This window comes from Arthrobacter oryzae, assembly GCF_030812315.1.
Taxonomy (GTDB): Bacteria; Actinomycetota; Actinomycetes; order Actinomycetales; family Micrococcaceae; genus Arthrobacter; species Arthrobacter oryzae_B.
In genome coordinates this window covers 44,014-65,643 of the sequence record NZ_JAUSSM010000013.1, presented here as the reverse complement: position 1 = coordinate 65,643, position 21,630 = coordinate 44,014, and the positions used below count along the sequence as shown (strand labels likewise).

Below are 21,630 nucleotides of genomic sequence, written 5' to 3'. Positions count from 1 at the left end.
TTCCGGGGCGGGGGATCCAAGTGAGCAGATCCGGCGGTCTTCTGAATAACGGGGCGGTCGTGCCGGGGCGGGAGGAGGTCAGGCCCCGCCAAGCCCCTCCATTCGCTCATCGCTCTGACGGCTCGGTGACACGCTCGCCGGGGGCGGCAGGCGTGCGTTCGTCGTTAGACTCCCTCCGCCGGGCGTGGGCGCCGGCGCTGGCGCTTTTCTTGCCCCCTCCTCGAAAGACCGGGGGCCGGAGTGTTTTCTGACGCGGCTCCGAAGACCCTTCATAGACGTACTCCGTGTCCTTGTTCTTCTGGGTCACCCTGTTGAGGACGACGCCGATCGCCCGCGCTTTGACGGCCTCCAGCGCACGGAGGGAACCGGAAAGCTGCTGCCGCCGCGTGCCCTTGTAGCGGACCACCACCAGCGCGCCGTCAGTAATGCGGGACAGTGCCAAGGCATCCGTGACAGGCAGCAGAGGCGGCGAGTCCACGATGACCAGGTCGAAGGACCTTGAAAGCTTGACGAGCAGGTCCGCCATGGCGTTGCTGTTGACGATCTGGCTGGGGTTCGGTGGGAGCGTTCCTGCGGTTAGGACACTGATGTGGCTCCATGATTGCACTGCGTCGTCAAGGGAGACCTGGCCGGAGAGTACCGAGGTGAGGCCCACAGCCCCCTCAATGCCGCAGTATTTGGCCACCGACGGACGGCGAAGGTCGGCATCAACCAGCAATACGCGGGGCGCCAGTTCACCGGCCGCCAAGGCGAGGTTTATCGCCGTCGTCGTTTTTCCCTCTCCCGGCATGGACGACGTGACCACGATGGAACATATTTTTGTATCCGGATCGAGGAATTCGATGTTGGTCGCGAGCCGTCTATAGGTTTCGGCGGTGGGACCGGTGAGCGTTCCGACAGGGCGCTCGTCCTGGCCGCGCTTTCCGGGCCGACGGCTGATCAAGCCCAGCAAAGGAGTTTCACCAACACGCTGCAGGTCTTTCTCGCTCCGGATTCGAGTATCCAACACCTCACGGAGGAGGACGAAGCCGTAGCCCAGGGCGAGGCCGATGCCCAGTCCCGTCACAACCATCAGCGGTGTGTTCGGTGCCGACCGTACGCGGGGAACGGGGGCCCGGGCCACGTTTTGCAGAGTCACAACGGGCGCGTTATTGGCGCTCTTCGGAGATATGCGTTGAACGGCGGTGGCCAATTCGTCGGAAACAGCATTTGCTATCTTGGCGGACGCCTCGGGCGAATTGTCAGTCACCGTGATTTCGATGATGAAGGTGTTCAACGGAGTTTGCGCGCTTATCGACCTGGCAAGGACGGGGGGCGTCACGTCCAGGTCGAGCCGCTCGATCACGGGCTCCAGCACCACCGGCATACTGGCCAGCTCGGCGTATGACTGCACGATGTTCTGCGTAAAGGTGGAGCCTTGGACGAGTTCGGCGGAGGTGTCTCCACGCTGCGCAGAAACAAACACACTGCTGGTCGCTTGGAAGCTCTCCGGTGTAAAACGCGCAAGGCTGAAGCCGGCTATTGCCCCGATAATGCTGAGGACTAAAATCGTGGCCCATTGTCTACGCAAAGTCGCCAGAAATTCAGTGGGCGTCATGTCGAAATATCCCCCCGTTGTGGTGGATCAAAGCATACTATCCAGAGGAAGCCCGTTGACAAGGAGCGAACGCCGGATCCGTGAATAAAATCCTGATGGTTTGCACAGCGAACATTTGTCGCTCTCCATACGCCGCGGCGGTCCTGGGCGCCCGGCTTTCGCGGTTGCCGGGCCAGCCTGGATTTCAGGTAACCAGCGCGGGGACAAAGGCAATTAGGGATGCCGGTCTTTGCAGCGAAGCGGCAAGCCTCCTATCCGGTGAGCGTGTGACGGGGGAGTCTCCCGCGCACGCTTCGTCATTGGTCGACGATTCCGCCATCGATTCCGCCGACCTCGTTCTGGTCATGGAGCTCGCCCACCGATCAGCGGTGGCCTTGATCTCCCCGTCGGCCCGCCAAAGGACGTTCACCCTCCGGGAAGCTGCACGGCTTGCCCAGCATGTGCAGCTGGGGCCGCGACCGGACTCCTCTGACCATGACGCACCCGGTGACGTCCGGTTCCGAGAGTTCGTGGAGGAACTCAACTCGCTTCGGGGAGATGCCCGGCTAACAGCGCCGGCGGCCGGTCCATGGTGGAAGAGGACCAGCTCTCGAGGGATCGATCCCCTCGATATCCCGGACGGCCATAACTCCACAAACCGCCAGCACAAAGCTGTTTTAGCGCAGGTCGGAGAAGCCACTGAGAACATAGCGGCGGACCTAACGCGGCTCTTCGCCTGAGGGCAAAACAACTGCGCGGCGTTTCAGGGCGCGCCTTAGCCTCAGTTCATTACGCGCGATCTGGAGTCCATCCCAAGTCCCGCGGAAGGCGGCCGATAGCGGTTGGACGGGCCGCAGGAACTGTTTCTTCCCGCCCTGCAGGAGCACATCGCGCGCCGCCTGCACTGACCTCCGCATCCAGCGTCGAAGATCCGGTTCGTCGAGACAGGCGGAAGCAAACACGAGGCGGTTTCGCAAATTGTAGTAGTAGTAGGTGGCCGACTTGCCCCGGCCCACTTTGGCCCGGGACTCCAGCTCGTGGGTTCCGCCCTCATCGTGGACGGCCTTTGCGCCCTCCAGGACGACGACGTCGCCCCCGAGCAGGCGGGTCCGGTACGAGAGGTCCACGTCTTCCCAATACAGAAAGTAGGCGTCGGAGAACCCACCCAACTTGCGCCACAATTCCTTGGTCACCATAAGGCAGGCGCCGCTGAGCCACGGTTCGATCCGATTATCAGCAGCGTCCACCCTCCTATTCCTCGAGCGCATATTTCCCGACTCAAGGTACAAATCGCTTCCTGCAAACCACACTGAACCGTCCGGGCGAACGACCACGGGGGAGACCAGCGACATTGGTTCCGCGGCCACCTTTTTCCTCAGCAAATCAAAACTGGCTGCGTCCAGGGTGGCGTCGGGGTTGAGAAGCAAAAAGCTGGTCGCTCCCAAGGCCACGGCACGTTCCACACCGAGGTTCATGCCCTCGCCGAAGCCGAGATTCGAGGAGGCAAGCACAGCTTCCCAGCCGTGGCGGTCAGCCTGAACAGATACTGCCTCCCTTTCCGCCATTGACGAGAAATTGTCCACCACGACAATGAGCGCGTCCGGAGAATGCCTTGCCACGGGAAGGAGGTTGAGTTCCAGAAGGTGGTGCGAACCGAAGTTCACCACCACCACGGCTACGCGCGAAGCTTCGGCTCTGGTCATGGAAGGCACAATACCCAGCAGGAGTGCCCGTGGAAACGAGTAGCCCTACCTGACTGGGACTTTAGCCCTTACGGAAGCAACAGTTGATGCATTAGTTTTGGGGTACTTCGGAGGGCCAATAATGTTAGTCAGGGGGTAGCGGGTGAGGGACGAACTTACGGTCTTGCAGTCCTTTCCCAACCCCCGTCCCACAACTAATCCATATCTCGTCATGCTGCGGCAAAGTTTGCACAGCCTCCCAGATGTCGAGGTGAAGACCTTCTCCTGGCGAACCGCGCTGCTCGGCAAATACGACGTGTTCCATGTCCATTGGCCGGAAATCCTTGTGAATGGACACAGCCCGCTGAAAAAGATCGTCCGGCAGGCACTGACCCTCGGACTTATTCTGAGGCTTCGTATTTTCCGGACCCCGCTGGTGCGCACCGTCCATAATGTCGAAGTGCCCCAGGATATTTCCAGGCGGGAGAGGCTCCTTCTCCGGCTTCTGGATAAGGCGACAACGCTGCGGATCCGGCTAAACAGCACGACGCCGATTCCAGCCGGTGAACCCTTCCGTACCATTCCCCATGGCCATTACCGGGATTGGTTCGCGCCGTTTACGCCTCAGAATCAGGTTTCGGGGCAGATCGGCTACATCGGCCTGATCCGGCGGTATAAGGGCGTTGAGGAACTGGTGCGCGCCTTCCGAGGCACCCGCCACGTGGCTGACGATATTTCACTGCGCTTGGCCGGCAACCCCACCAGTGAGGCGTTGGCGGACTCTATCCGTTCCGCGGCCCAAGGTGACAACCGGATCCACCTGGACTTGAGGTTCATTTCCGACGAGGACCTCGTGGGGGTTATTACATCATCCGAGCTCGTTGTACTTCCGTACCGGCTCATGCACAATTCCGCGGGCGTCCTGACTTCCTTATCCTTGGGCAGGCCGGTGCTGGTGCCCGATAACGAGGTCAACCGAAGATTGTCCGACGAAGTAGGACCGGGATGGGTTTTCCTTTTTGAGGGGCCGCTGACGAGTGAGCACCTCATCCGGACATTGGCGGGCCTTCGGGCTGCTGGACCGCGACCGGAGCCCAACCTCAAAGGACGGGAATGGGGATCGGCTGGCGTGGACCACCTGGGGGCCTACCGGCAAGCTATGGAACGGTCAAGGCCCCGACGTCCTGGACCGCCTGCATAGGAAGGACCAAGCAACACGTGAAGCCGTTGAGTGTAGTCGTGGCTGTTCTGACGTACATGCGTCCAAACGAGCTTTCCCTTGGGCTGCCCCTGATGATCAGGCATGTTTCCGCATTGAATGATTCACCGGAGGAAACGGTCTCCGCCAGGATCCTGGTAATCGACAACGATCCCGCGGCAAGCGCGGAGCCAGTTGTGAGCCGGCTGGACCACCCTCTCGTGTCCTACGTACTAGAGCCCGAACCGGGTATTTCAGCGGGCCGTAACCGTGCCTTGGATGAAGCCGGCGCCGCCGATCTCCTCATTTTCATCGACGATGATGAGCGGCCACAGGAACAATGGCTGGTGCCGCTGATCCGCACGTGGCGTGATACCCAGGCGACTGCCGTGATGGGCCGGGTGATCTCGGAGTTCCAAGGTGAGCTGGAACCATGGGTTTCTGCGGGGTCTTTCTTCACCCGTCGAACAATGCAAACGGGAACGCCCATTCAGGTGGCGGCCGCGGGCAATCTCCTGCTGGACATGAAGCAGCTGCTGGAGCTCAGGGTTCGTTTCCACCACCGGTTCGGACTTACCGGAGGTGAGGACACCCATTTCAGCAAAGCCCTGGTGAAGCGCGGCGGGCGGATCGTCTGGTGCGAGGAATCCAGGACCACAGACTTCGTGCCTGCCGATCGGATGACGCGCAAGTGGGTGCTGGCCCGCTCGTGGAGCCACGGTAATTCCTCGACTCTGGTTGATATGCACCTGGCGACGGGGACAGTCGGCAGGGCGGTGGTCCGCGCCCGAGCCGGCTTCCGTGGTCTTGTGCGGGTAGTGGCGGGAACCGCGCGCTACACGTACGGCCTTCTCCGAAGATCGTTACGTCATCAGGCGAGGGGACTCCGGACCGCCTTCCGCGGAGCGGGAATGGTGGCAGGAGCCGCCGGCTTCGCCTATCAGGAATACTCACGTGATGACTGACCGGAGGCCATGGTGTCTGTAGCGCGGCGGGCCTTGGGCCGGGTCCTGAAACCCGTGATTCGACGCCACTCGAGCTTCGTCGGGTCGGTGGTTGCCGTCAAAACCAGCGAGCCACACGTCGTCCTGACCTACGATGACGGCCCGGAGCCGGGCGGAACCGATCAGATACTGGCTGCACTTGCTGATCGTCGCGCAACGGCGACCTTTTTTGTGCTCCTTACGCGGGCCAGAGCTCACCCTGGCCTTCTGAACGAGGTGATGTCGGAAGGTCATGAAGTCGCACTCCATGGCCAGGACCACCGCTGCCTCACCCAGTTCAGTTCTGAGGAAGTGAGGCGGCGAACCCAAAGCGGCAAGAATGAGCTGGAGGACCTAACGGGGCGGAGTGTTGGCTGGATGCGTCCGCCCTACGGCCGGCAGACGTTTGCGTCCTGGCGTGCAGTCATGGCGACCGGACTGCACCCCGTCATGTGGGGCCCGACTACGTGGGATTCCAGACACATTTCGCAGGCGGAGCGGGTGCAAAAAGCGCTTGACGGGACCGTCCGGGGTTCAATACTTCTCGCCCACGACGGCTACGCAGGTCCCGCCGACGGGGTGGACGACGGTCCGGTGCCGAAAGTGGACCGGGGAGACCTCACACGCCGCGTACTGGACGGCTTTTCGGAACTGGGCCTTCAGGGGCAGTCACTCTCCGCAAGCCTCCGGTCCGGCACGCCCGTCCGGGCGGCGTGGTTCAAGCGTTAGCCTGCGTTTTTCGGGACCTCCGAACGGCTCGGCCTAGGCCTGCCGGGATTGGGCCTGCTCGGCCCGCTGGGACATCGTAAGGTGTGCGATGTGCTGTTCCAGATGCTGCCGCAGGTTCACCTCGGCCTCCCGCTCAGGGCGGGGCAGCCCGCGGACCAGTTCCTCGGCGGTCCGCAGCACCGAACGCCCGCGCTGCGTCAGCCGCACGCTCCTGATCCTGCCGTCGCCGGAGGCACGCTCCTTGGTTACGAGGCCCAGAACCTTCAGCCGGTCCAGGATCTTGCCAAGGCTTTGCGCGGTGATTCCGAGCTCGTCGGCAAGGTGGTTCTGGGTGGCCGGTCCCAACTCCTCCACGCAATCCAAAGCGTCGAAGGAGGACTTGGTGAGACCCAGGCCAACCAGGCACCGGTTGATCCGGCGCTCATCCAGCCGGGCCGCCGTCGACAATAAGCGGTGCGTTGACCATCCTGCCGGTCTGTTCTGATGGGCCGAGACCATGTTAAATTCGCCTGCCTTCCAAGAGACCGCGGCTGAGCATGAACCAGCTCCACCGGCTCCCCAATGGTAAGCATGATTACTAATAAATAGTAAGCACCCTTGCCATTGACGTGTCCGGAGTTGTCGCCGCGTTGCCCGGGCGGCCCTGTGTCGGCGTGTTGCGGCTGATAGACCCTGCAGTGCTCAATGCATACGCACGTATGAATGCGAGCAGGACGTGCAAGGGGGCAAAAAAGATAGGTAGCGCATACTCAGGCATCCGAAGTGGCCCCGGCCTACCGTTCAACCAACACACAAGCGGTGTGGGGAGCGGAATATAACGCTGACGTGCCCGCCCAGCACGCCACTAGCGACGCCGTTGAAGGCAATTCCCGAGGGGGCAGCACCGGATGGAGAAGCGTGCCGTGAGTGCAACGAAGAGACCAGCAACCCCCCGTATCGCCACGTTTTGGCATCTCGTCACCGTGTCGATTACGAGCGCCGCCCTTGTCTTAGCGGGCTCCGTGGCGATAAGTCCCTTGATATCCGGTGGAACTGACGCTGCCGAAGCCGCCGTTATCCCTGCCGTCCCGGGGGAACTGCGCGTCACAGCGGCGGGCGACTATTCCAGCTCACCCGAAGCCGCCGGTGTTATCTCACGGGTCGGGCAGCTCAAGCCGGACCTGCACCTGGCCTTGGGGGACCTCTCCTACGGTGCCACCGGAGCGGAGCAGTCCTGGTGCGATTTCGTCACGTCCCGCACCGGTGCGGGCTTCCCGTTCCAACTCGTATCGGGCAACCATGAAAGCAATGGTCTGAACGGAAACATCAACGATTTTGCCGCCTGCCTGCCCAACCAACTCCCGGGGGCGGTGGGCTCCTACGCCCGGCAGTACTACGTTGATGTCCCGCAAGAGAATCCCCTGACACGTTTTGTGTTCATCTCTCCGGGAATTCCTTTTGCGGACGGAACCTGGGACTACTCCGTCGGAAGCCCGCGCTATAACTGGACGGCAGCAGCAATCGACGGAGCCCGGTCCGCGTCCATTCCCTGGGTGGTGGTGGGCATGCACACGCCGTGCATCTCAATCGGTGTATACGGCTGCGTCGCAGGGACCGACATTACCAACCTGCTGCTCAGCAAGAAGGTCGACCTTGTCCTCAACGGCCATGAACATCACTATCAGCGCAGCAAGCAGCTTTCCGTAGCGGCGGGTTGCACTGGGCTTCAGCCGGGCACCTACAACGCGTCCTGCGTGCGTGACGGGGACAACGCCTTGACCAAGGGAGCGGGCACCGTCTACACAACGGTGGGGACAGGTGGCACCGGCCTGCGCGACGTCAATACCGCCGATCCGGAAACACCGTACTTCGCGGCCTACAACAGCCTCAATATCAACCCAAGTCACGGCCTGCTGGATATGAAGTTCACCGCCACCACCATGGACGCCGGATTCGTCGCCACCAACGGCACATTCACCGATGCCTTCAGCGTCGTTTCGGCCGGGGGCAATGCGCCACCAACGGCGTCCTTCACCTCGTCCTGTCCCAACCTCACGTGTGCATTCAATTCGTCGGCGTCCACGGATCCCGACGGCACCATAACCAGCTATGCCTGGAACTTCGGCGACGGGACCAGCGGCACCGGCCCTTCGCCGTCGCACGCCTACGCCGCCCCCGGCAACTACAACGTCACCCTGACTGTCACTGACAACGGCGGCGCCACAAACGCGACAACCCAGACAGTCACAACAACAGCCGGCACCGCGCCGTTTGCCCAGGACGCGTTCACGAGGACGGTCACAAATGGGCTCGGCACAGCGGACACGGGCGGCCCCTGGACCGTGTCGGGTAGCGCGAGCAATTATTCCGTGGCCAGCGGTACAGGACGCCTGCGGATCGCCACGGCAGGTTCCGGGAATTACGCCCATCTGGGTTCTGTCAGTTCCTCGGCGACCGACATCTACCTTGAGCTTGCCACCGACAAGCCCGCCTCCGGTTCCGGCCTGTATCTCTCGGTTGTCGGACGAAGGATTGCGGCATCCGGAGAGTACCGCGCCAAGGCCCACTTGACATCCACGGGTGCTGTGAACCTGTCGTTGGTCAGGACAACGGCCAGCGGCGCCGAAACCACCATCCAGAGCGGCATCACGATCGCTGGCCTGAACTATGTCGTTGGCGATCGCTTGGCAATGCGCCTCCAGGTCACTGGCACGGGGACCACCACCATCCGCGCCAAAGTCTGGGAAGTCGGGACGGCTGAGCCGGCGACCTGGCAGCGTTCGGTGACGGACACGACGGCGGCTCTCCAGGCGGCGGGCAACGTGGGGTTGATGACGTATCTCTCAAGCACTGCTAACAATGCCCCGATCACTGTGCTTGTGGACAACGTGAGGGCGGCGGCGCCGTAGGCGGTCGGGCTGAGCGGGGCCGCAGGGAACAACAAGGTACCATAAGCATGCTTAGTAATGTACCCTGCGGCTTTCCCCGGCTTCCAACTACAACCGGAGGCTTCCAACCACTACCTGGGGCTTCCAGCCACCACCTGAAAGGAAGAGATGCTGCTTCTCTTCGGAATTAAGACGGCAATAAAGCAACTGCCCGGCAGGCTTTCGACATGCCGGCACTGTGGGTCCACTGTTGAGCATTACCTCGAGGAGCGGGCTTCCAAGTTCACGGTGTTCTTCATCCCGCTCATCACGCTGTCGCGGAAGTACCGGATCACCTGTTCCGACTGCGGGCAGCAGTCTTCCCTGTCGCGTGGGGGACTGCGGGCGCTATCCCGGTAGGGGCATAAATGCGAGCATTGCGAATAAAAACCGGCTTGCCGACCAGCGCAAGGCTGGCCAGCAGGCCGGTTTCGACCGTTAGAGCTGGCTCAAGTCCGGAGATGGCTTGCGCGGTCCGGTGGCTGACTGTTGGCTCGGAAGCTCGATCTGGAAGCCGCAGGCGCACCGCCGGACGCGGGTCCGGAGGTATGCCCTCAGGGATGCCCCGGGGATTTGCCGTTCCGTGGAAGCGGTATCAAAAATGCCCTCCACCTCGGAATCCGGCGCTTTCATGGCTTCTCCGCAATGGATGTACTCGCCCGTTATGTTGTCGACCAGGACGTCTTCACCGAGCGCCAACGGACGGGGCTCGAAACTGATTGACATGTCGTTAGACCAGTACCGGATACGTGGACAGGATGTAGTCCGCGGCGGCGGGCCCGGTCATGCGGAGGCCGCTGTCTGAAGGCCGGATACGGTGACCCTTCATTGCGGACCAAAAGTCGGTTCCTGGTGCCGGGGTGGACTGGTTGATTAGGCACCAGCTGGTGTACAGCCCGTACAGCTGGTCTTTCCTCAGCGAGGCGTCGCCGTCCTGGTCCGGTGCGGTGGCTTCACGCAGGAAGCGGTCAAAATGTGAAACGGCCATGATTGGTCCTTTTTATGCTGTGCATCATGTGCCGCCATGTGGCTACAGCAGCTACGCTCCGGAGCCATGCACAAGGCCCGAAGCGGGTCACGCCCTGATCTAAGCGGCAGTGATGTGACATATCCATGTATCTTCGCGGAACATATCTACACCGTAGACTCTAGGCGTAGACTACGGGTAAAGCAATAGTGAACAGCCGGATGCGCCCGCATTCCCGGTCATTCCGAAGTAAGGATCACCACGATGACACCCCCGCAGGACACGGTTCCCAGAAGGCGGCTAAGTCGCGAGGCGGTCCTCCAGACGGCGCTCGAGTTGGTAGATGCCGAAGGCCTTGACGCCCTCACAATGCGAAGGCTGGGCCAGGCCCTGGACCGTGACCCCATGGGCCTGTACCGCTATGCGGCCAACCGCGCGGATCTGCTGGACGGGGTCACCGAACTGGTTTTCAATGAGCTGGCCATCTTCCCCGAGGACCCCGATTGGCAGGCCCAGCTGCGCAGGATCGCCCACGACCTGCGGCTCATTGCCCTCCGCCATCCCAACGTTGTGCCGCTGCTGGTGACGCGTCCGCTGTCCACCCCGCTGGGGCTGCGGCCGCTGGGGACGCTACGCCCGCTCGAGCAGATTCTGGGCCTGCTCATTGAGGCAGGCTTTGCGCCGAACGACGCGCTCCACGTGTACCGCGCGTACTACGGCTTCCTGTATGGCCACATCCTGAATGAACTTCAGGAGTTCGTTGTGGACCCGGACGAAAACGTGGCGCTGCTCCGGCTGGGCCTTCACAGGCTCCCGGCTCGCGATTTCACCCACCTCCGCGAGCTGGCGCCCGTGCTCGCGGACTACGATGGCGCGGCGGAGCTGGATCAGGGAATCGACATCCTTCTGTCCGGACTCGCCGAGCGGTTGAACCCACGGGCAGGCACGCCGGGAGTTTAGCCGCAAGGGACTATCGCCGCAGCGTTGGGTTGCCCTTGTGGATCAGGAGGGATCGAAGTGCGTCCGGATGTCTCCGCCCGCCAGGTTGCTGAGCATCTCTTCGGCCACCACGCGGAGCTTCTGGTTGCGGTTGCTGGACACCTTGGTGAGGATGGCCATCGCCTCGGCTTGGGAGCACCGGTTCTGGCCCATGATCACCCCGCAGGCCAGGTCGATGGACGTCCTGCTTTCCATGGCGGCGGTCAGATCCTCTGCCAGCGACTGCGCGGTGCCCAGCCGGACCGCCAGCCGCACGGCACCTTCGGCGATATCGGCAAACTCCGAAGCCTCCTGGATGATGTCCGGTGTGAAAATCCCCGTGGACGTTGCGAAGAAGTTCAGCGCGGCGGCCGCATTCTCGCCGATTTCCAGCGGTACGCCCAGGGTGCTCCGGCACCCCTCGGCCGCCAATGCTTCCCGATAGGCCGGCCAGCGGGGATCCGTGTCGACGTTGCCCAGCAGCACGGGAGCCTTGACGCGGAGCGCTTCGATGCAAGGGCCTTCCCCGATGCTTTGCTCAATCTCGTCCAGGTGGACCGCCCGGGGGCTGCTCCCGGCCACCGTGAACGTCCGCTTCCGGCGCTTCAGGGTGACGCCGCATTCGATCTTGCTCGACGACTCACGGCTCAGCGCCTCGGCCGCCATGATGGACAGCCGCTCCAGGAATTCGGCAACATTCTGGGTGCCGATAATGTGATCCTGGAGTTCCAGGACGCGTTCGTGCTCGGGCGAGTTGGTCATGCCCCAATCTAAAGCGCCCACCGGTGCGGAGCAACTGTGCGCCGCGTCTCTTCCTCCCCGGGCATGGCGGACTTTCGTCCCGCAGCACCTAGAATTGCTGATTGACCCACGCCCTAAAGAGCAGCTGCACGCTTTGCCGAACGTCCTGGGGGGACAAACATGCCCGAATCGGCCGATAAAAACGCACGAGCCTCTGCAAAAAATGCAGGGCAGTCCCAGACGCGCCGCCGCCGCGACCTCCGTCGCCCGGCCGGTGCATCTCCGGATGCCCGGACAGGAACCATGCCCGCCGCTGCAACTCCGAACAACAGCCGCACCGCTCCCACCCGACGGACTTCCTGGGCTGAAGCGGCCGCCGTCGCCGACGCGCAGGCGGAAGTGGAGGCCGGTCCGGAGGCTCCTGCCGAAGTGCCGTCCCCGGTGTCGGCGTCCGCACCCGCCCTCCCCACCTCACAGCCGGCCACCTCCCGCCGGGCCGTCCCCGCAGAACCCAGCACGCCGCCGTCGGCCGCTGCTCCTCAAGAGACGGCTCCTGCCGCTGTTCCCGCGCAGCGCGGAACCTCGCGCCAGGCCGCGAAACTGGCGGCAGCGGACGCGCCCGTGTCCGACTTCATCACCTCACCGGGTTCCTTTGTCCGCCAGCAGAAGCCGCGCCCCCGCGGCGGCTTCCGCGGCGCCCTCTTCGCCATGACCGGCGGGGCGATCAACCTGGGCCCCGGCCCGCGCCAGCGTGAAGAGGACGAACTGGGCCGGCGGATCTCCCGCCAGCTGCAGGGCAGCTACAACACCGCCGTGCTGAGCCTCAAGGGCGGCATCGGCAAGACCTCCACCACCGTGGGCGTGGGCCTGACCCTCGCCGAGTTCCGCGGCGACGCCCCGTGCGCCATCGACGCCAACCCGGACTCCGGCGACCTCGTGGAGCGCGCCCTGGGCGAAGGCATTTACCAGCAGGCCAGCCCCCGCACCATCACGGACCTGCTCAAGAACATCGAATCGGTCGATTCCCTCACGGCGCTGGCCCGCTACATGCATCACGCCGGGCGGCTGCACCTGATCGCGGGGGAGCAGGACCCGGAAGTCTCGGACTCGCTCACGGCCGAGGAATACCTCCGCATCCGCAAGCTCATTTCCGGCTACTACTCCGTGGCCCTGACCGACTGCGGCACCGGCGTCACGCACAACGCCATGAGCGGCATCCTGCAGTCCGCCGACAACCTGGTGATCGCCGCCGGGTACGCGGTGAGCGGCGCCAAGCGTGCCCGCAGCACCCTGCAGTGGCTCGCTCACCACGGCTACGAGGACCTGGCCCGCAACGCCATCGTGGTGATCACGGACAAGGACGAGGTCTCCTCCCGCGTGGACAAGGACGCCATCGAGGAACACCTCTCGGGCATCTGCCGGCAGCTGATCGCCGTCCCGCACGACCGCGGAGTGGCCGACGGAGACCTGGTCACCCTCGACGTGCTGCGCCCGGAAACCCGCCGCGCCTACAAGGAGATCGCGGCCGCGATTGTGGACGGGTACGTCTAAGCCTTCTCCTTTCGCTTCACCTGCCCAACTAGGTCGCAGTTAATGTCGTTATGAGCGCTCATAACGACATCTGCTGCTACCTAGTTGGGGAAGAGGCGTCCGTCTCCAGCCACTCCTGGAACGTCTGGCGTCCGACGGCGGCACCCGGCTTGGGGATGAGGTCGCCGCTGCGCATGGCTTTGCCCATGGAACCGGGGATGAACAGTTTCGCGATCTGCTTCCGCATGCGGAATTTCTGCAGGTAGGCGCGGACGAGGTCGTCCAGTTCTTCCGCGCGTGGCCCGCCGAGGTCTGCCATGGGGCCACTCGGCCCTGCCTCTGCGGCATCCACCAGCGCCTCCGCCACCTCCCGCGCCGCCACCGGCTGGGTCCGCATCTGCGGAACAAGCACCAGCGGGCCCAGTGAAGCGATGCCGACGGTCATCGGCACAAACTCGTGGAACTGGGTTGACCTCAGGAGCGTCCAGGGCACACCGCCGTGCCGGACCGCATCCTCCTGCACCAACTTTCCCGCGTATAGCCCCGACGTCGCCGTGTCGATGCCCACAATCGAGAGGGCAAGATGGTGGCGCACTCCGGCCTTCTTCTCGGCAGCCAGCAGATTCTGGGTGCTGTTCGTGAAAAAGTCCACGGCCTTCTTGGTCGACCTAGTCTGAATGCCGGAAACGTCGATGACCGTCTCCACACCCCGGAGTGCCTCGTCGAGGCCGCGGCCGGTGACCAGGTCCACGCCGTCTGCACGGCTCACGCTCACCACCTGATGCCCTCGGTCCCTGGCGATGCTGACCACCTGGTGACCGACAGTTCCGGTTCCCCCGGCAACGGCGATCTTCATAGCGTGCTTCCTTTCCTGGCAGGCAGCCAATCCCGGCACGATAAGGGAGCGCCGACTTTCTTACACGCGTGAACCTGCCGCAGCGTTGAAGCCGGCCTGGACACTACCATCCAGTTCCGCGCCGGCAATAACCTGCCACCGGTCCCGCTCCGGATCGTGCTCCACCACCGCGGACGCCCCCATCCGTCCTGCCTCGTCCAGGGCAAGCAGCAGGGCGTCCTCCAGGTTCCGGGCATACTCGAGCCGTTCGGTCAGCGAGCCCCGGAGCTCGCCGTCGTCGATCAGTACGTGGGCCTTGCCGTCCAGGATGACCTTCAGCGCGTAGCCCTGGTCCTCATGAAGGGACCCGCGGGTGGAAGCGATCTCGGTGACCATGCTGCCGCGGACCAGGCTGTTGTTGACCGTGCGTATCCACACTTCGCCCATGGGACGATCCTCCTTTTGGTGACGGGCACACGTGTAAGTACCCCACAAGGCAAACGGTAGTCCTCTCGAGGCCTTTTGTGACCCCCGCATGTGCGTCGGATTCCCCGCGGGGCCGACGTCGGAACCCGGGCCACAGGATGATCCCCAACGGACTGTGGCTGCTGGCCGTGGCGATGGTCGTCGTCGGGATGGCCGCGAGCGTCTTCAGCCTGGCCCGGCAGAAATACCTGACCGAGGCGGTGCCGGTGGCGTTCCGCGCCCGGGCTCTGTCCACGTTGGGGGGCGTGAGCAGGCCGCGGCGCGATGGCAGCATTCCTCTACCGGTTCGGCGGTAGTCCGGACTCCACCCAAGCACCGGGTTTCACTGACGTTGCCGTGAACAACCAGTTCGCCAAGGAGATTGGCTGGCTCGCGTCCCAGGAAATCAGCACCGGCTGGGACGAGGGGAACGGCGCCAAGAGCTACCGCCCTCTCCTCCCGGTAAACCGCGATGCGATGGCAGCCTTCATGTACCGATTCAACCTTAAGCACTCAGCCGCTTAACCTGCGCTTGAAGTCGGAGGCCCCGGACGTCATTGTGACAGTCCGGGGCCTCCAGTGTTTTGTAGCCGTTACACCGCGCTGAACTTGGAAGCGAAGCGGTACATGAACGCGGCCATGGCGTCGCGGTTCACTTCCTGCAGGGGGCGGAACGTCCTGGTGCCGCCCGCTTCGGCCCAGCCCGTGGAGATGTCCTGGGCCGCGAGCCAGGTGATCTCGTGATAGTAGATGTTGTCCTTGGTGACGTCCGCGAACGGGGACACTGCCGGGGGATTGAACGCGGGCTTGCCCGCCAGCCGGTACATGAACGCGGCCATGGCGTCGCGGTTGACCGGCTGGCTCGGGCGGAACGTCTTGATGCCGTTACCTTCATCCCAGCCGGTGGAGATGTAACGGGCAGACAGCCAAACGATCTCTTTGTAGAACATGTCACCCGGCGCAAGATCTGCGAACGGCGAGACGGGCGGCGGCGAGAAATCGGGCTTCCCCGCGAGCCGGTGCATGAAGGCCGCCATGGCATCACGGTTCACTGGCGCCAGCGGGCGGTAGGTCTTGGTGCCGTTGCCGTCAATCCAGCCGGTGCTGATGCCCTGGCCGGCCATCCAGTTGATCTCCGTCTCGAACTGAGTGCCCGGCGGAACGTCCGCGAACACCAGCGGTGACGCCGGCGCGGTGAGCTGGATGGTTTCGTGCAGCCCTGACACGGTCTGGCCAGCCGCCACCGTCAGCAGGGGCGAATCGTCGGCCGACTCAGTTTGGCCGTACCACTGCGGGTCAAGGCCCGCCGCCTCAAAGAGGAGTTTATACGTCCCGGGCGTGACATAGCCGATGTCAAACTTTCCGTCGGCACCTACCCGGGCGCTGGGAGTCCGGGTGGATCCGTGCTGCGGATAAGCGGTGACGTGGACGCCCGCTGGCGAGATGCCCTCGGGCACCGTGACCGTACCGGTGATGGCGCCGGCCGCTGTGAGCACCTGGTCCACATTGTTGATGCCGCCGAGGTGCGGGACGTCCAGGACCTTTGCTGCTGCCTCGGTGGATCCGCCGTGGTAAGCGCTGACAATGCCGCCGCCGGCGCGGTCCTGCGAGGAGAAGTACAGCTGGTACCGGCCCGGCGGGAGCCCCGAAAATGCGTAACTGCCGCCGGCCCGCGCATATACGGTGGCGGAATGCAGGTAGCTCGCATTGCCGGTCTCACTGGCGACGATCCTGACCTTCGAGGCGTCCACCCCGGAAGGCACCGTGAGCTTGCCGCTGATGAAAGCGCCGGCGTCGAGCGTTGCCGAAATACCGCTGAGGCTCTGGCCGGCGGCAACCGTGATGGGTGTGGCCTGGCTGAACGTGGCACCGCCCTTGAACCACTGCGGGGCCGGGCGTGGAGTGTCCGCGCTGGGCCAGGACTGGTAATCGAAACGCACCTTGTACGTTCCGGCGCCGAGCTCATCGAAGCGGTACGAACCGTCCGCCGAAACCCCGACCTGCCGCGAGTAGTTCGTGCCCAAAATTGCCACGTACGCATTCTTGATATCCGTCCCTTGAGGGACGGACACTGTGCCGCTGATGGTGGCGCCGCCAGCGGCTGTGGCCGGCACCGACGTCATAAACAGCAGTGACAGAATCACCGCAAGGATTACTGGACCCAAAGTTTTGGGCCGCTCCAGCATCTTCAATTGTTCCCCCAGATTATGAATGCAAACGGCACCCGGAAAAGTGCGAGTGAGCGAAGTCTATTCGGGCCGGATTACCAAGTCGAACAATGGCTATTTTCGCCGGCCTTTGGGCGGTTTTGCTTGCGGCGGTGCGCCGGTGGCTTTCCGGGCAAGTCCGACGGCGGTGGCGGACATTTCGTCCGACAGTTTCACGACGTCGTACAGCCCGCCGAGCGCACGGTCCACGCTGAACGCCGTGACCCTCGAACCGCCGTCGGCCGCTTGGACGAAGAACAGCAGGGACGGGCGGCGCTTCATGTGCGGGGCGGCATCGCGATGCCACCACTCGGCAGCCTGCCACTCCTTGCCCAGTTCGACCCAGAGGCTGGCGTCCATCACCTCGGTCCGCACACCGGTCTGTGTGAAAAGCTCCTGCAGCGCTGCGAAGGCCTCCTCCGGCGGGAGCGGCGACTCCCATTCCTCCTGGTTGGAGAACCGGCCCGGGGCGTCCTGGCGCATGATGTCCGCAGGCATCGGCACCGGTTTGATGAGCCCTGCACCGTGCGTGAACAGGACCCAGAGGATAGGGATGCCGGCGTAGAGGACGAAGTTCGGAATCAGCTCCAGGTACGGCCGGTCGTCGAGCAAGACCATCAGCAGGAACCACACGGCCACCAGGGCGGCACCCGCCCAGAACTTGCGGCGGGTGGTGTTGAAGTACAGGAGCGCCTGCTGGCGTTTGGTGAGCGTCTTCCGGTCACGGGCAGGTCCTTGCTGTCCGTCTGCTTTTGACCCGCCTGCTTCTGTTCCGTCCCCCATGGTGGCAGTCTGCCACGGTGCCCGATGCCCGGGCCAGTGAACGGCAGAAGCCGGCCACGGGGTTCCCATGACCGGCTTCTATTTCTTGTCTAGTCGGTCATTTTGCGCCGTGCTTGCTGTCGAAGCGGTACATAAAGGCGGCCATGGCGTCGCGGTTGACTGGCGTCAGCGGCCGGTAGCTTGCCTGGCCGTTTCCTTCGCCCCAGCCGGTGGAGATGCCCTGGTCGGCCAGCCAGGTGATTTCCTTGTAGAACTGGTTGCTGGTATCCACATCCATGAACGGCGAGGTGGCCGGGGGCGTGAATGCGGGCTCGCCGGCTAGCCGGTACATAAATGCGGCCATGGCGTCGCGGTTCACAGGCGTTACGGGACGGTATGTGCGTATGCCGTTTGCTTCCCAGCCGGTTGAGATTTCTTGGTCCGCCAGCCAGGTGATTTCCGCGTAGAACTGGGTGCTTGGGGCCATGTCCGCGAAGGGGGAGACGGCCGGAGCCGTGAAAGCGGGCTTGCCTGCGAGGCGGTACATGAAGGCTGCCATGGCATCACGGTTGACCGGAGTCAGGGGACGGTACGTCGCAGTGCCGTTGCCGTCCTCCCAGCCTGTACTGATGCCCCGGCTAGCCAGCCAGTTGATCTCGGCGGCGAACTTGGTACCGGCGGGCACATCGGCGAAGGCTGGGGCAAGGGGTACCGCGGTCACAGTGTTGCGGTCCGACATCGGCACGTAGAGGTTGCCACCGGAGGGGCTAACCGACATCCCGCCGCCGCGGCCGCTGAGGTTGGCAATGATCTTTGACGGGCCGCTGAGGGCCGTGCTTTGCTCCATGACAGTGGTGAACGTGTCGCGCTGCTCAAGTCGAAAACCCGAGTACTTGGTGTAGAGGCGTTTTCCGGTCGGATCCAAAGCCAGGCTTCCGTCCATCGGTGGACCGGACAGAGCTGTAGTGGATGAAACTTGGTTGGTGGCCGTATTGATAACAGTGACACTGTTCCAGCTCGGCTCGCCCACATACATGCGTCCCAGGTTGGCATCAATGACCATGGTTCCCGGCGTGCCCTTGGTGGGGATCGTTGCGACGACGGTCTTGCTGGCCGTGTCCAACGCCAGCACCGCACCGGCGTTGCCATTCTGGGTGGTCACGTAGAGCCGGGACCCGTCCGCGTTCAGCAGCAATTCCATCGGGTTCTGCGGCAGGGGAACGGTTGAGATAACGCTATTTGTCTGGGTGTCAACGACTTTGAGTTCGAATATCTTGCCGACATACAGGTACCGGCCATCGCGGCTGGTTTCCAGGTGACCGGGAAACGATCCTACGTCGATGGTAGTGGTCAGGGTGTTGGTGGAGGCATCGATGACGGCGACAGTGCCGCCACCGTTCGCGGTCGAGCCAGCTGCGTAGACGCGCGCGGCGTCACGGCTCACGGCAACTGAACCGGGGGAACTGCCAGTAGCTACCGTTGCCTGCACTGAGTTCGTCGCTGTGTCTATGACAGAGACGGTGCCTGAACCCTGGTTCGCCACATAGGCGCGGGTACCTGCGCGGTTGAACTTCAACGATCCCGGGCTTTGACCAACCGGGATGGCGACTGGCCCGCTCTCGACATTTGCGGGCCCGGTGGCTTGTGCCGAAGCAGCTGGCCCAGCGACCGCCGCTCCTGCGGCTAGAACCGAGGCGAGCACGGCACCGAGGGCCGCTCTCCCCCAGGTATTTTTCGTCCTGCCGCGAATCCGCTGTTTGGTTCCCGGTAATCCTTGAATCGCATCCATTGTTTCGACTGAAACCATGTGAAAATCTCCATTCCCATTGCGCACGAATGGGGCACGCCTAAAGCAGGCGATCTGTTTTCCCCCAAAAACAGACACCCACCTCTGGAAACCAAGGGCGTTTATTTGTGTCTTGAGCTGAAGGTAGCAGGCGTCATTCAATTCACCCAAAACTTGTCCCGGTTGAGTTATGATCCGTCCATAAGCCGTTGCGGCTTTCTTTGGGGGGTCTCTTTTTGCGTACAAGAATGTTTTTCGCTGTGCCTGCAGCGATTGTCTTGTCAGTGATGGGCATCATCGCGATCGGGGGAGACGTGCCGCCCGCACGTGCCGCTGAAGCTTGCTTCGTGGCACCAAATGGGTCTGCCGTTTGCTCCGACGACGGCACCGGCGGGGGCAACGGACTCTGCAATGTTCAGACGTCGGTTGCACCCTATGTGGAACTTGACGCACCGAGCGTCGGAGGCCGCTTCAACGTTGGCCGAACACTCGGAACGAACGCCTGTTCCCTCACCCCCGAAGCAACGGTCCACGTCCAGTGGAAGCGCGACGGGGCCGCTATACCCGGGGCCACGACGCGTTCGTATACGCTAACCGATGCTGACCAGGGCAAGGCGCTCGCAGTCACCGTGACTGGATCCAAACCCGGTTACGTCACCACGGCCAAAACCAGCGCCCCAACGGTTCCTATCGGATCAGTGCAGTCTTACGTCGATCCGCCCATTCCAGTCGTAGTACTCGACGATTCCAACCACGGAAACATGGCAGTAGGGCACATACTGGCCGCCAAGAGCACCTTCCTGACCTCCGGGGTATGGCAGTCTTGGGAAAACTCCGCCCTGAGCTTTTCGTATCAGTGGGCTCGCGACGGGGTACATATAGATGGCGCCACGGGGCGGCTGTATACGCTCACGACAGCAGACCTCGGCCACCGGATGACGGTAACCATGACAGGCTGGCGACCAGAGTGGGCCACAGTCTCAAAGACAAGCGCGCCGTCGGACATCATTGCAGCAGGGCCTCCGCCGGCGGCCCCTGCTCCAGTGGATGTCACGGCACCGCTAGTTACGGCGTCGGCCGCCGGAGGGGACTATGTCCAAGGCCAGAGCGTGAGGCTGACTGCAGACGAAACCGCCGCCGTCTTTTACAGCACTGACGGAAGCACCCCGACGACATCCAGCCCCAGATACAGCAAGCCCATCGCCCTGGCTGGGAACACTACACTTCGCTACATCGGCCGGGACCTCGCCGGCAACACCTCGCGTCCAGAGCAGCAGGTGTACGTTGTACCAGTGATACCCGTTCGGGACAGCACAGCACCCGGGGTTGAAGCCACACCGGCAACTGGTGCCTACACCGTGGGGCAGTCGGTTGCCCTGATCCCTGACGAGATTGCCGCCATCTACTTCACCACTGATGGCACCGTTCCCACCCAAAATTCCACGCCGTATACGGCACCAATCCGACTTACCACGAACACGACCATCCGCTATGTGGCGGTCGACGTCACGGGCAACGCATCCCGCCAAATCACGCAGACGTACACGGTCAGCCCGGTCTCGTTCATCGACGTCGGCAAGGGCAATCAGTTCTCCAACGAGATCACGTGGTTGGCCGAACACGGCGTGTCCACAGGATGGGAGGAAAGCAACGGGACCCGGTCCTATCGCCCCTACCAAGCCGTGAACCGCGACGCCATGGCCGCCTTCATGTACAGGCTCGCTGGAAGCCCTCTGTACACGCCGCCCGCCGTCTCCCCATTTGGCGATGTCACGCCGAACACCCAGTTCTACAAGGAAATCACCTGGCTCTCGGAGCGCAACATTTCCACCGGCTGGAAGGAGGCGAACGGCAGTAAGACTTACCGCCCCCTGCAACCAGTCAATCGGGATGCCATGGCGGCATTCATGTACCGCTTCGCCGGCGACAAGGCGTTCCCGCCACCTCCTCCGGCCCCGGGGCCGCACCCTCCCGGCTACTCACCCCATGGAACTTTCGCTGATGTTCCCGTTGACAGCCAGTTCTTCAAAGAGATCGAATGGCTCGCGAACAACGGAATCAGCACGGGATGGACCGTGGACAATTACCTTGTTTCCCCACCGACGTCGTCCCGGGTCTACCGTTCCCTCGAGCCGGTCAACCGTGATGCGATGGCGGCGTTTATGCATCGGTACAACAGCAAATTCGGCGGTCTCTAACTCCGGTCGATTTTGGCCATCTGCCTCACAACTGAAATGCAGAAGCCGGCCACGGGGGTTCCCGTGACCGGCTTCTGTTGCGCGCAG

The 21,630-nt window shown here is 63.1% G+C and carries 18 protein-coding genes and 7 pseudogenes; 12 read left to right on the top strand and 13 right to left on the bottom strand.

The window, feature by feature from the left end; all coding sequences use genetic code 11:
- Positions 1–106: 106 nt before the first annotated feature.
- Complete coding sequence (locus tag J2S97_RS20660) at positions 107–1,597, bottom strand: polysaccharide biosynthesis tyrosine autokinase (RefSeq protein ID WP_307051810.1); 1,491 nt, start codon at positions 1,595–1,597, stop codon at positions 107–109.
- A gap of 95 nt (positions 1,598–1,692) precedes the next feature.
- Here J2S97_RS20660 and J2S97_RS20655 point away from each other — a divergent pair, with 95 nt between their 5' ends.
- A complete protein-coding gene (locus tag J2S97_RS20655; protein ID WP_307051809.1) occupies positions 1,693–2,316 on the top strand; it encodes an arsenate reductase/protein-tyrosine-phosphatase family protein in 624 nt (207 codons plus the stop codon).
- Here the strand turns inward: J2S97_RS20655 and J2S97_RS20650 are convergent.
- Complete coding sequence (locus J2S97_RS20650; RefSeq protein ID WP_307051808.1) at positions 2,296–3,279, bottom strand: glycosyltransferase family 2 protein; 984 nt, start codon at positions 3,277–3,279, stop codon at positions 2,296–2,298. The two genes, J2S97_RS20655 and J2S97_RS20650, sit on opposite strands and share 21 nt — an antisense overlap.
- A 250-nt stretch (positions 3,280–3,529) precedes the next feature.
- On the opposite strand from J2S97_RS20650, the gene J2S97_RS20645 reads away from it, so the two are divergent.
- From J2S97_RS20645 to J2S97_RS20630, 4 genes and pseudogenes are all read left to right on the top strand, one after another.
- Positions 3,530–4,459, top strand: a complete 930-nt coding sequence (locus tag J2S97_RS20645) for a glycosyltransferase (protein WP_307051807.1) — start codon at positions 3,530–3,532, stop codon at positions 4,457–4,459.
- A gap of 38 nt (positions 4,460–4,497) precedes the next feature.
- Positions 4,498–5,421: a glycosyltransferase family 2 protein gene (locus J2S97_RS20640; protein ID WP_307051806.1), complete on the top strand. Its 924-nt coding sequence runs from the start codon at positions 4,498–4,500 to the stop codon at positions 5,419–5,421.
- A 9-nt stretch (positions 5,422–5,430) separates the two neighbouring features.
- A pseudogene (locus J2S97_RS20635) lies at positions 5,431–5,871 on the top strand (polysaccharide deacetylase family protein); the annotation flags it as partial.
- A 69-nt stretch (positions 5,872–5,940) separates the two neighbouring features.
- Positions 5,941–6,168, top strand: coding sequence for a hypothetical protein (locus J2S97_RS20630; RefSeq protein WP_307051819.1), 228 nt, complete (start codon positions 5,941–5,943; stop codon positions 6,166–6,168).
- Positions 6,169–6,201: 33 nt separating this feature from the next.
- Here the strand turns inward: J2S97_RS20630 and J2S97_RS20625 are convergent, their stop codons facing one another.
- Positions 6,202–6,666: a MarR family winged helix-turn-helix transcriptional regulator gene (locus tag J2S97_RS20625; RefSeq protein ID WP_307051805.1), complete on the bottom strand. Its 465-nt coding sequence runs from the start codon at positions 6,664–6,666 to the stop codon at positions 6,202–6,204.
- A 518-nt stretch (positions 6,667–7,184) separates the two neighbouring features.
- Between J2S97_RS20625 and J2S97_RS20620 the strand changes: the two genes are divergently transcribed.
- Both J2S97_RS20620 and J2S97_RS20615 read left to right on the top strand, forming a co-directional pair.
- Positions 7,185–9,056 carry a PKD domain-containing protein gene (locus J2S97_RS20620; protein WP_307051804.1) on the top strand — a complete coding sequence of 624 codons (1,872 nt, stop codon included), beginning with the start codon at positions 7,185–7,187 and terminating at the stop codon, positions 9,054–9,056.
- A gap of 147 nt (positions 9,057–9,203) precedes the next feature.
- Positions 9,204–9,434: a zinc-ribbon domain-containing protein gene (locus J2S97_RS20615; protein ID WP_307051803.1), complete on the top strand. Its 231-nt coding sequence runs from the start codon at positions 9,204–9,206 to the stop codon at positions 9,432–9,434.
- A 78-nt stretch (positions 9,435–9,512) separates the two neighbouring features.
- Here the strand turns inward: J2S97_RS20615 and J2S97_RS20610 are convergent, their stop codons facing one another.
- The gene (locus J2S97_RS20610; protein ID WP_307051802.1) at positions 9,513–9,800 is read right to left on the bottom strand and encodes a hypothetical protein; all 288 of its coding nucleotides are present in this window, start codon (positions 9,798–9,800) and stop codon (positions 9,513–9,515) included.
- A gap of 4 nt (positions 9,801–9,804) precedes the next feature.
- Positions 9,805–10,062, bottom strand: coding sequence for a hypothetical protein (locus J2S97_RS20605; RefSeq protein ID WP_307051801.1), 258 nt, complete (start codon positions 10,060–10,062; stop codon positions 9,805–9,807).
- Positions 10,063–10,305: 243 nt separating this feature from the next.
- On the opposite strand from J2S97_RS20605, the gene J2S97_RS20600 reads away from it, so the two are divergent.
- The gene (locus J2S97_RS20600) at positions 10,306–11,001 is read left to right on the top strand and encodes a TetR/AcrR family transcriptional regulator C-terminal domain-containing protein (protein WP_307051800.1); all 696 of its coding nucleotides are present in this window, start codon (positions 10,306–10,308) and stop codon (positions 10,999–11,001) included.
- A 42-nt stretch (positions 11,002–11,043) separates the two neighbouring features.
- Here the strand turns inward: J2S97_RS20600 and J2S97_RS20595 are convergent, their stop codons facing one another.
- Positions 11,044–11,781 (bottom strand): GAF and ANTAR domain-containing protein, encoded by a 738-nt coding sequence (locus tag J2S97_RS20595; RefSeq protein ID WP_307051799.1) that lies wholly within the window; start codon positions 11,779–11,781, stop codon positions 11,044–11,046.
- Positions 11,782–12,063: 282 nt separating this feature from the next.
- On the opposite strand from J2S97_RS20595, the gene J2S97_RS20590 reads away from it, so the two are divergent.
- Complete coding sequence (locus J2S97_RS20590) at positions 12,064–13,311, top strand: MinD/ParA family ATP-binding protein (protein ID WP_373460606.1); 1,248 nt, start codon at positions 12,064–12,066, stop codon at positions 13,309–13,311.
- 76 nt (positions 13,312–13,387) lie between these two features.
- Here J2S97_RS20590 and J2S97_RS20585 read toward each other — a convergent pair whose 3' ends face one another.
- Both J2S97_RS20585 and J2S97_RS20580 read right to left on the bottom strand, forming a co-directional pair.
- Entirely contained in the window at positions 13,388–14,146 is a 759-nt protein-coding gene (locus tag J2S97_RS20585) for an SDR family oxidoreductase (RefSeq protein WP_307051797.1), read from the bottom strand.
- Between the two features lie 60 nt (positions 14,147–14,206).
- Positions 14,207–14,572, bottom strand: a complete 366-nt coding sequence (locus J2S97_RS20580; RefSeq protein ID WP_307051796.1) for a hypothetical protein — start codon at positions 14,570–14,572, stop codon at positions 14,207–14,209.
- A gap of 137 nt (positions 14,573–14,709) precedes the next feature.
- On the opposite strand from J2S97_RS20580, the pseudogene J2S97_RS20575 reads away from it, so the two are divergent.
- Positions 14,710–14,865, top strand: a pseudogene (locus J2S97_RS20575) (MFS transporter); the annotation flags it as partial.
- 1 nt (position 14,866) lies between these two features.
- Positions 14,867–15,115 (top strand): annotated as a pseudogene (locus tag J2S97_RS20570) (carboxypeptidase regulatory-like domain-containing protein); the annotation flags it as partial.
- 68 nt (positions 15,116–15,183) lie between these two features.
- Here the strand turns inward: J2S97_RS20570 and J2S97_RS24185 are convergent.
- The 5 genes and pseudogenes from J2S97_RS24185 to J2S97_RS24090 form a co-directional block, all read right to left on the bottom strand.
- Positions 15,184–15,783: pseudogene (locus J2S97_RS24185) on the bottom strand (S-layer homology domain-containing protein); the annotation flags it as partial.
- A gap of 48 nt (positions 15,784–15,831) precedes the next feature.
- Positions 15,832–16,713: pseudogene (locus J2S97_RS24180) on the bottom strand (carboxypeptidase-like regulatory domain-containing protein); the annotation flags it as partial.
- A 159-nt stretch (positions 16,714–16,872) separates the two neighbouring features.
- Positions 16,873–17,580: a hypothetical protein gene (locus J2S97_RS20560; RefSeq protein WP_307051794.1), complete on the bottom strand. Its 708-nt coding sequence runs from the start codon at positions 17,578–17,580 to the stop codon at positions 16,873–16,875.
- 97 nt (positions 17,581–17,677) lie between these two features.
- Positions 17,678–18,268: pseudogene (locus J2S97_RS24095) on the bottom strand (S-layer homology domain-containing protein); the annotation flags it as partial.
- 741 nt (positions 18,269–19,009) lie between these two features.
- Positions 19,010–19,348, bottom strand: a pseudogene (locus J2S97_RS24090) (hypothetical protein); the annotation flags it as partial.
- Between the two features lie 257 nt (positions 19,349–19,605).
- Between J2S97_RS24090 and J2S97_RS20550 the strand changes: the two are divergent.
- A complete protein-coding gene (locus tag J2S97_RS20550; protein WP_307051792.1) occupies positions 19,606–21,543 on the top strand; it encodes a chitobiase/beta-hexosaminidase C-terminal domain-containing protein in 1,938 nt (645 codons plus the stop codon).
- Positions 21,544–21,630 lie beyond the last annotated feature (87 nt).

Coding starts and splice junctions, on each gene's coding strand:
- J2S97_RS20655 (WP_307051809.1), top strand. CDS start 1,693: ATGGTTTGCACAGCGAACATTTGTCGCTCTCCATACGCCGCGGCGGTC.
- J2S97_RS20595 (WP_307051799.1), bottom strand. CDS start 11,781: ATGACCAACTCGCCCGAGCACGAACGCGTCCTGGAACTCCAGGATCAC.
- J2S97_RS20615 (WP_307051803.1), top strand. CDS start 9,204: ATGCTGCTTCTCTTCGGAATTAAGACGGCAATAAAGCAACTGCCCGGC.
- J2S97_RS20580 (WP_307051796.1), bottom strand. CDS start 14,572: ATGGGCGAAGTGTGGATACGCACGGTCAACAACAGCCTGGTCCGCGGC.
- J2S97_RS20660 (WP_307051810.1), bottom strand. CDS start 1,597: ATGACGCCCACTGAATTTCTGGCGACTTTGCGTAGACAATGGGCCACG.
- J2S97_RS20605 (WP_307051801.1), bottom strand. CDS start 10,062: ATGGCCGTTTCACATTTTGACCGCTTCCTGCGTGAAGCCACCGCACCG.
- J2S97_RS20650 (WP_307051808.1), bottom strand. CDS start 3,279: ATGACCAGAGCCGAAGCTTCGCGCGTAGCCGTGGTGGTGGTGAACTTC.
- J2S97_RS20560 (WP_307051794.1), bottom strand. CDS start 17,580: ATGGGGGACGGAACAGAAGCAGGCGGGTCAAAAGCAGACGGACAGCAA.
- J2S97_RS20585 (WP_307051797.1), bottom strand. CDS start 14,146: ATGAAGATCGCCGTTGCCGGGGGAACCGGAACTGTCGGTCACCAGGTG.
- J2S97_RS20600 (WP_307051800.1), top strand. CDS start 10,306: ATGACACCCCCGCAGGACACGGTTCCCAGAAGGCGGCTAAGTCGCGAG.
- J2S97_RS20625 (WP_307051805.1), bottom strand. CDS start 6,666: ATGGTCTCGGCCCATCAGAACAGACCGGCAGGATGGTCAACGCACCGC.
- J2S97_RS20590 (WP_373460606.1), top strand. CDS start 12,064: ATGCCCGCCGCTGCAACTCCGAACAACAGCCGCACCGCTCCCACCCGA.
- J2S97_RS20610 (WP_307051802.1), bottom strand. CDS start 9,800: ATGTCAATCAGTTTCGAGCCCCGTCCGTTGGCGCTCGGTGAAGACGTC.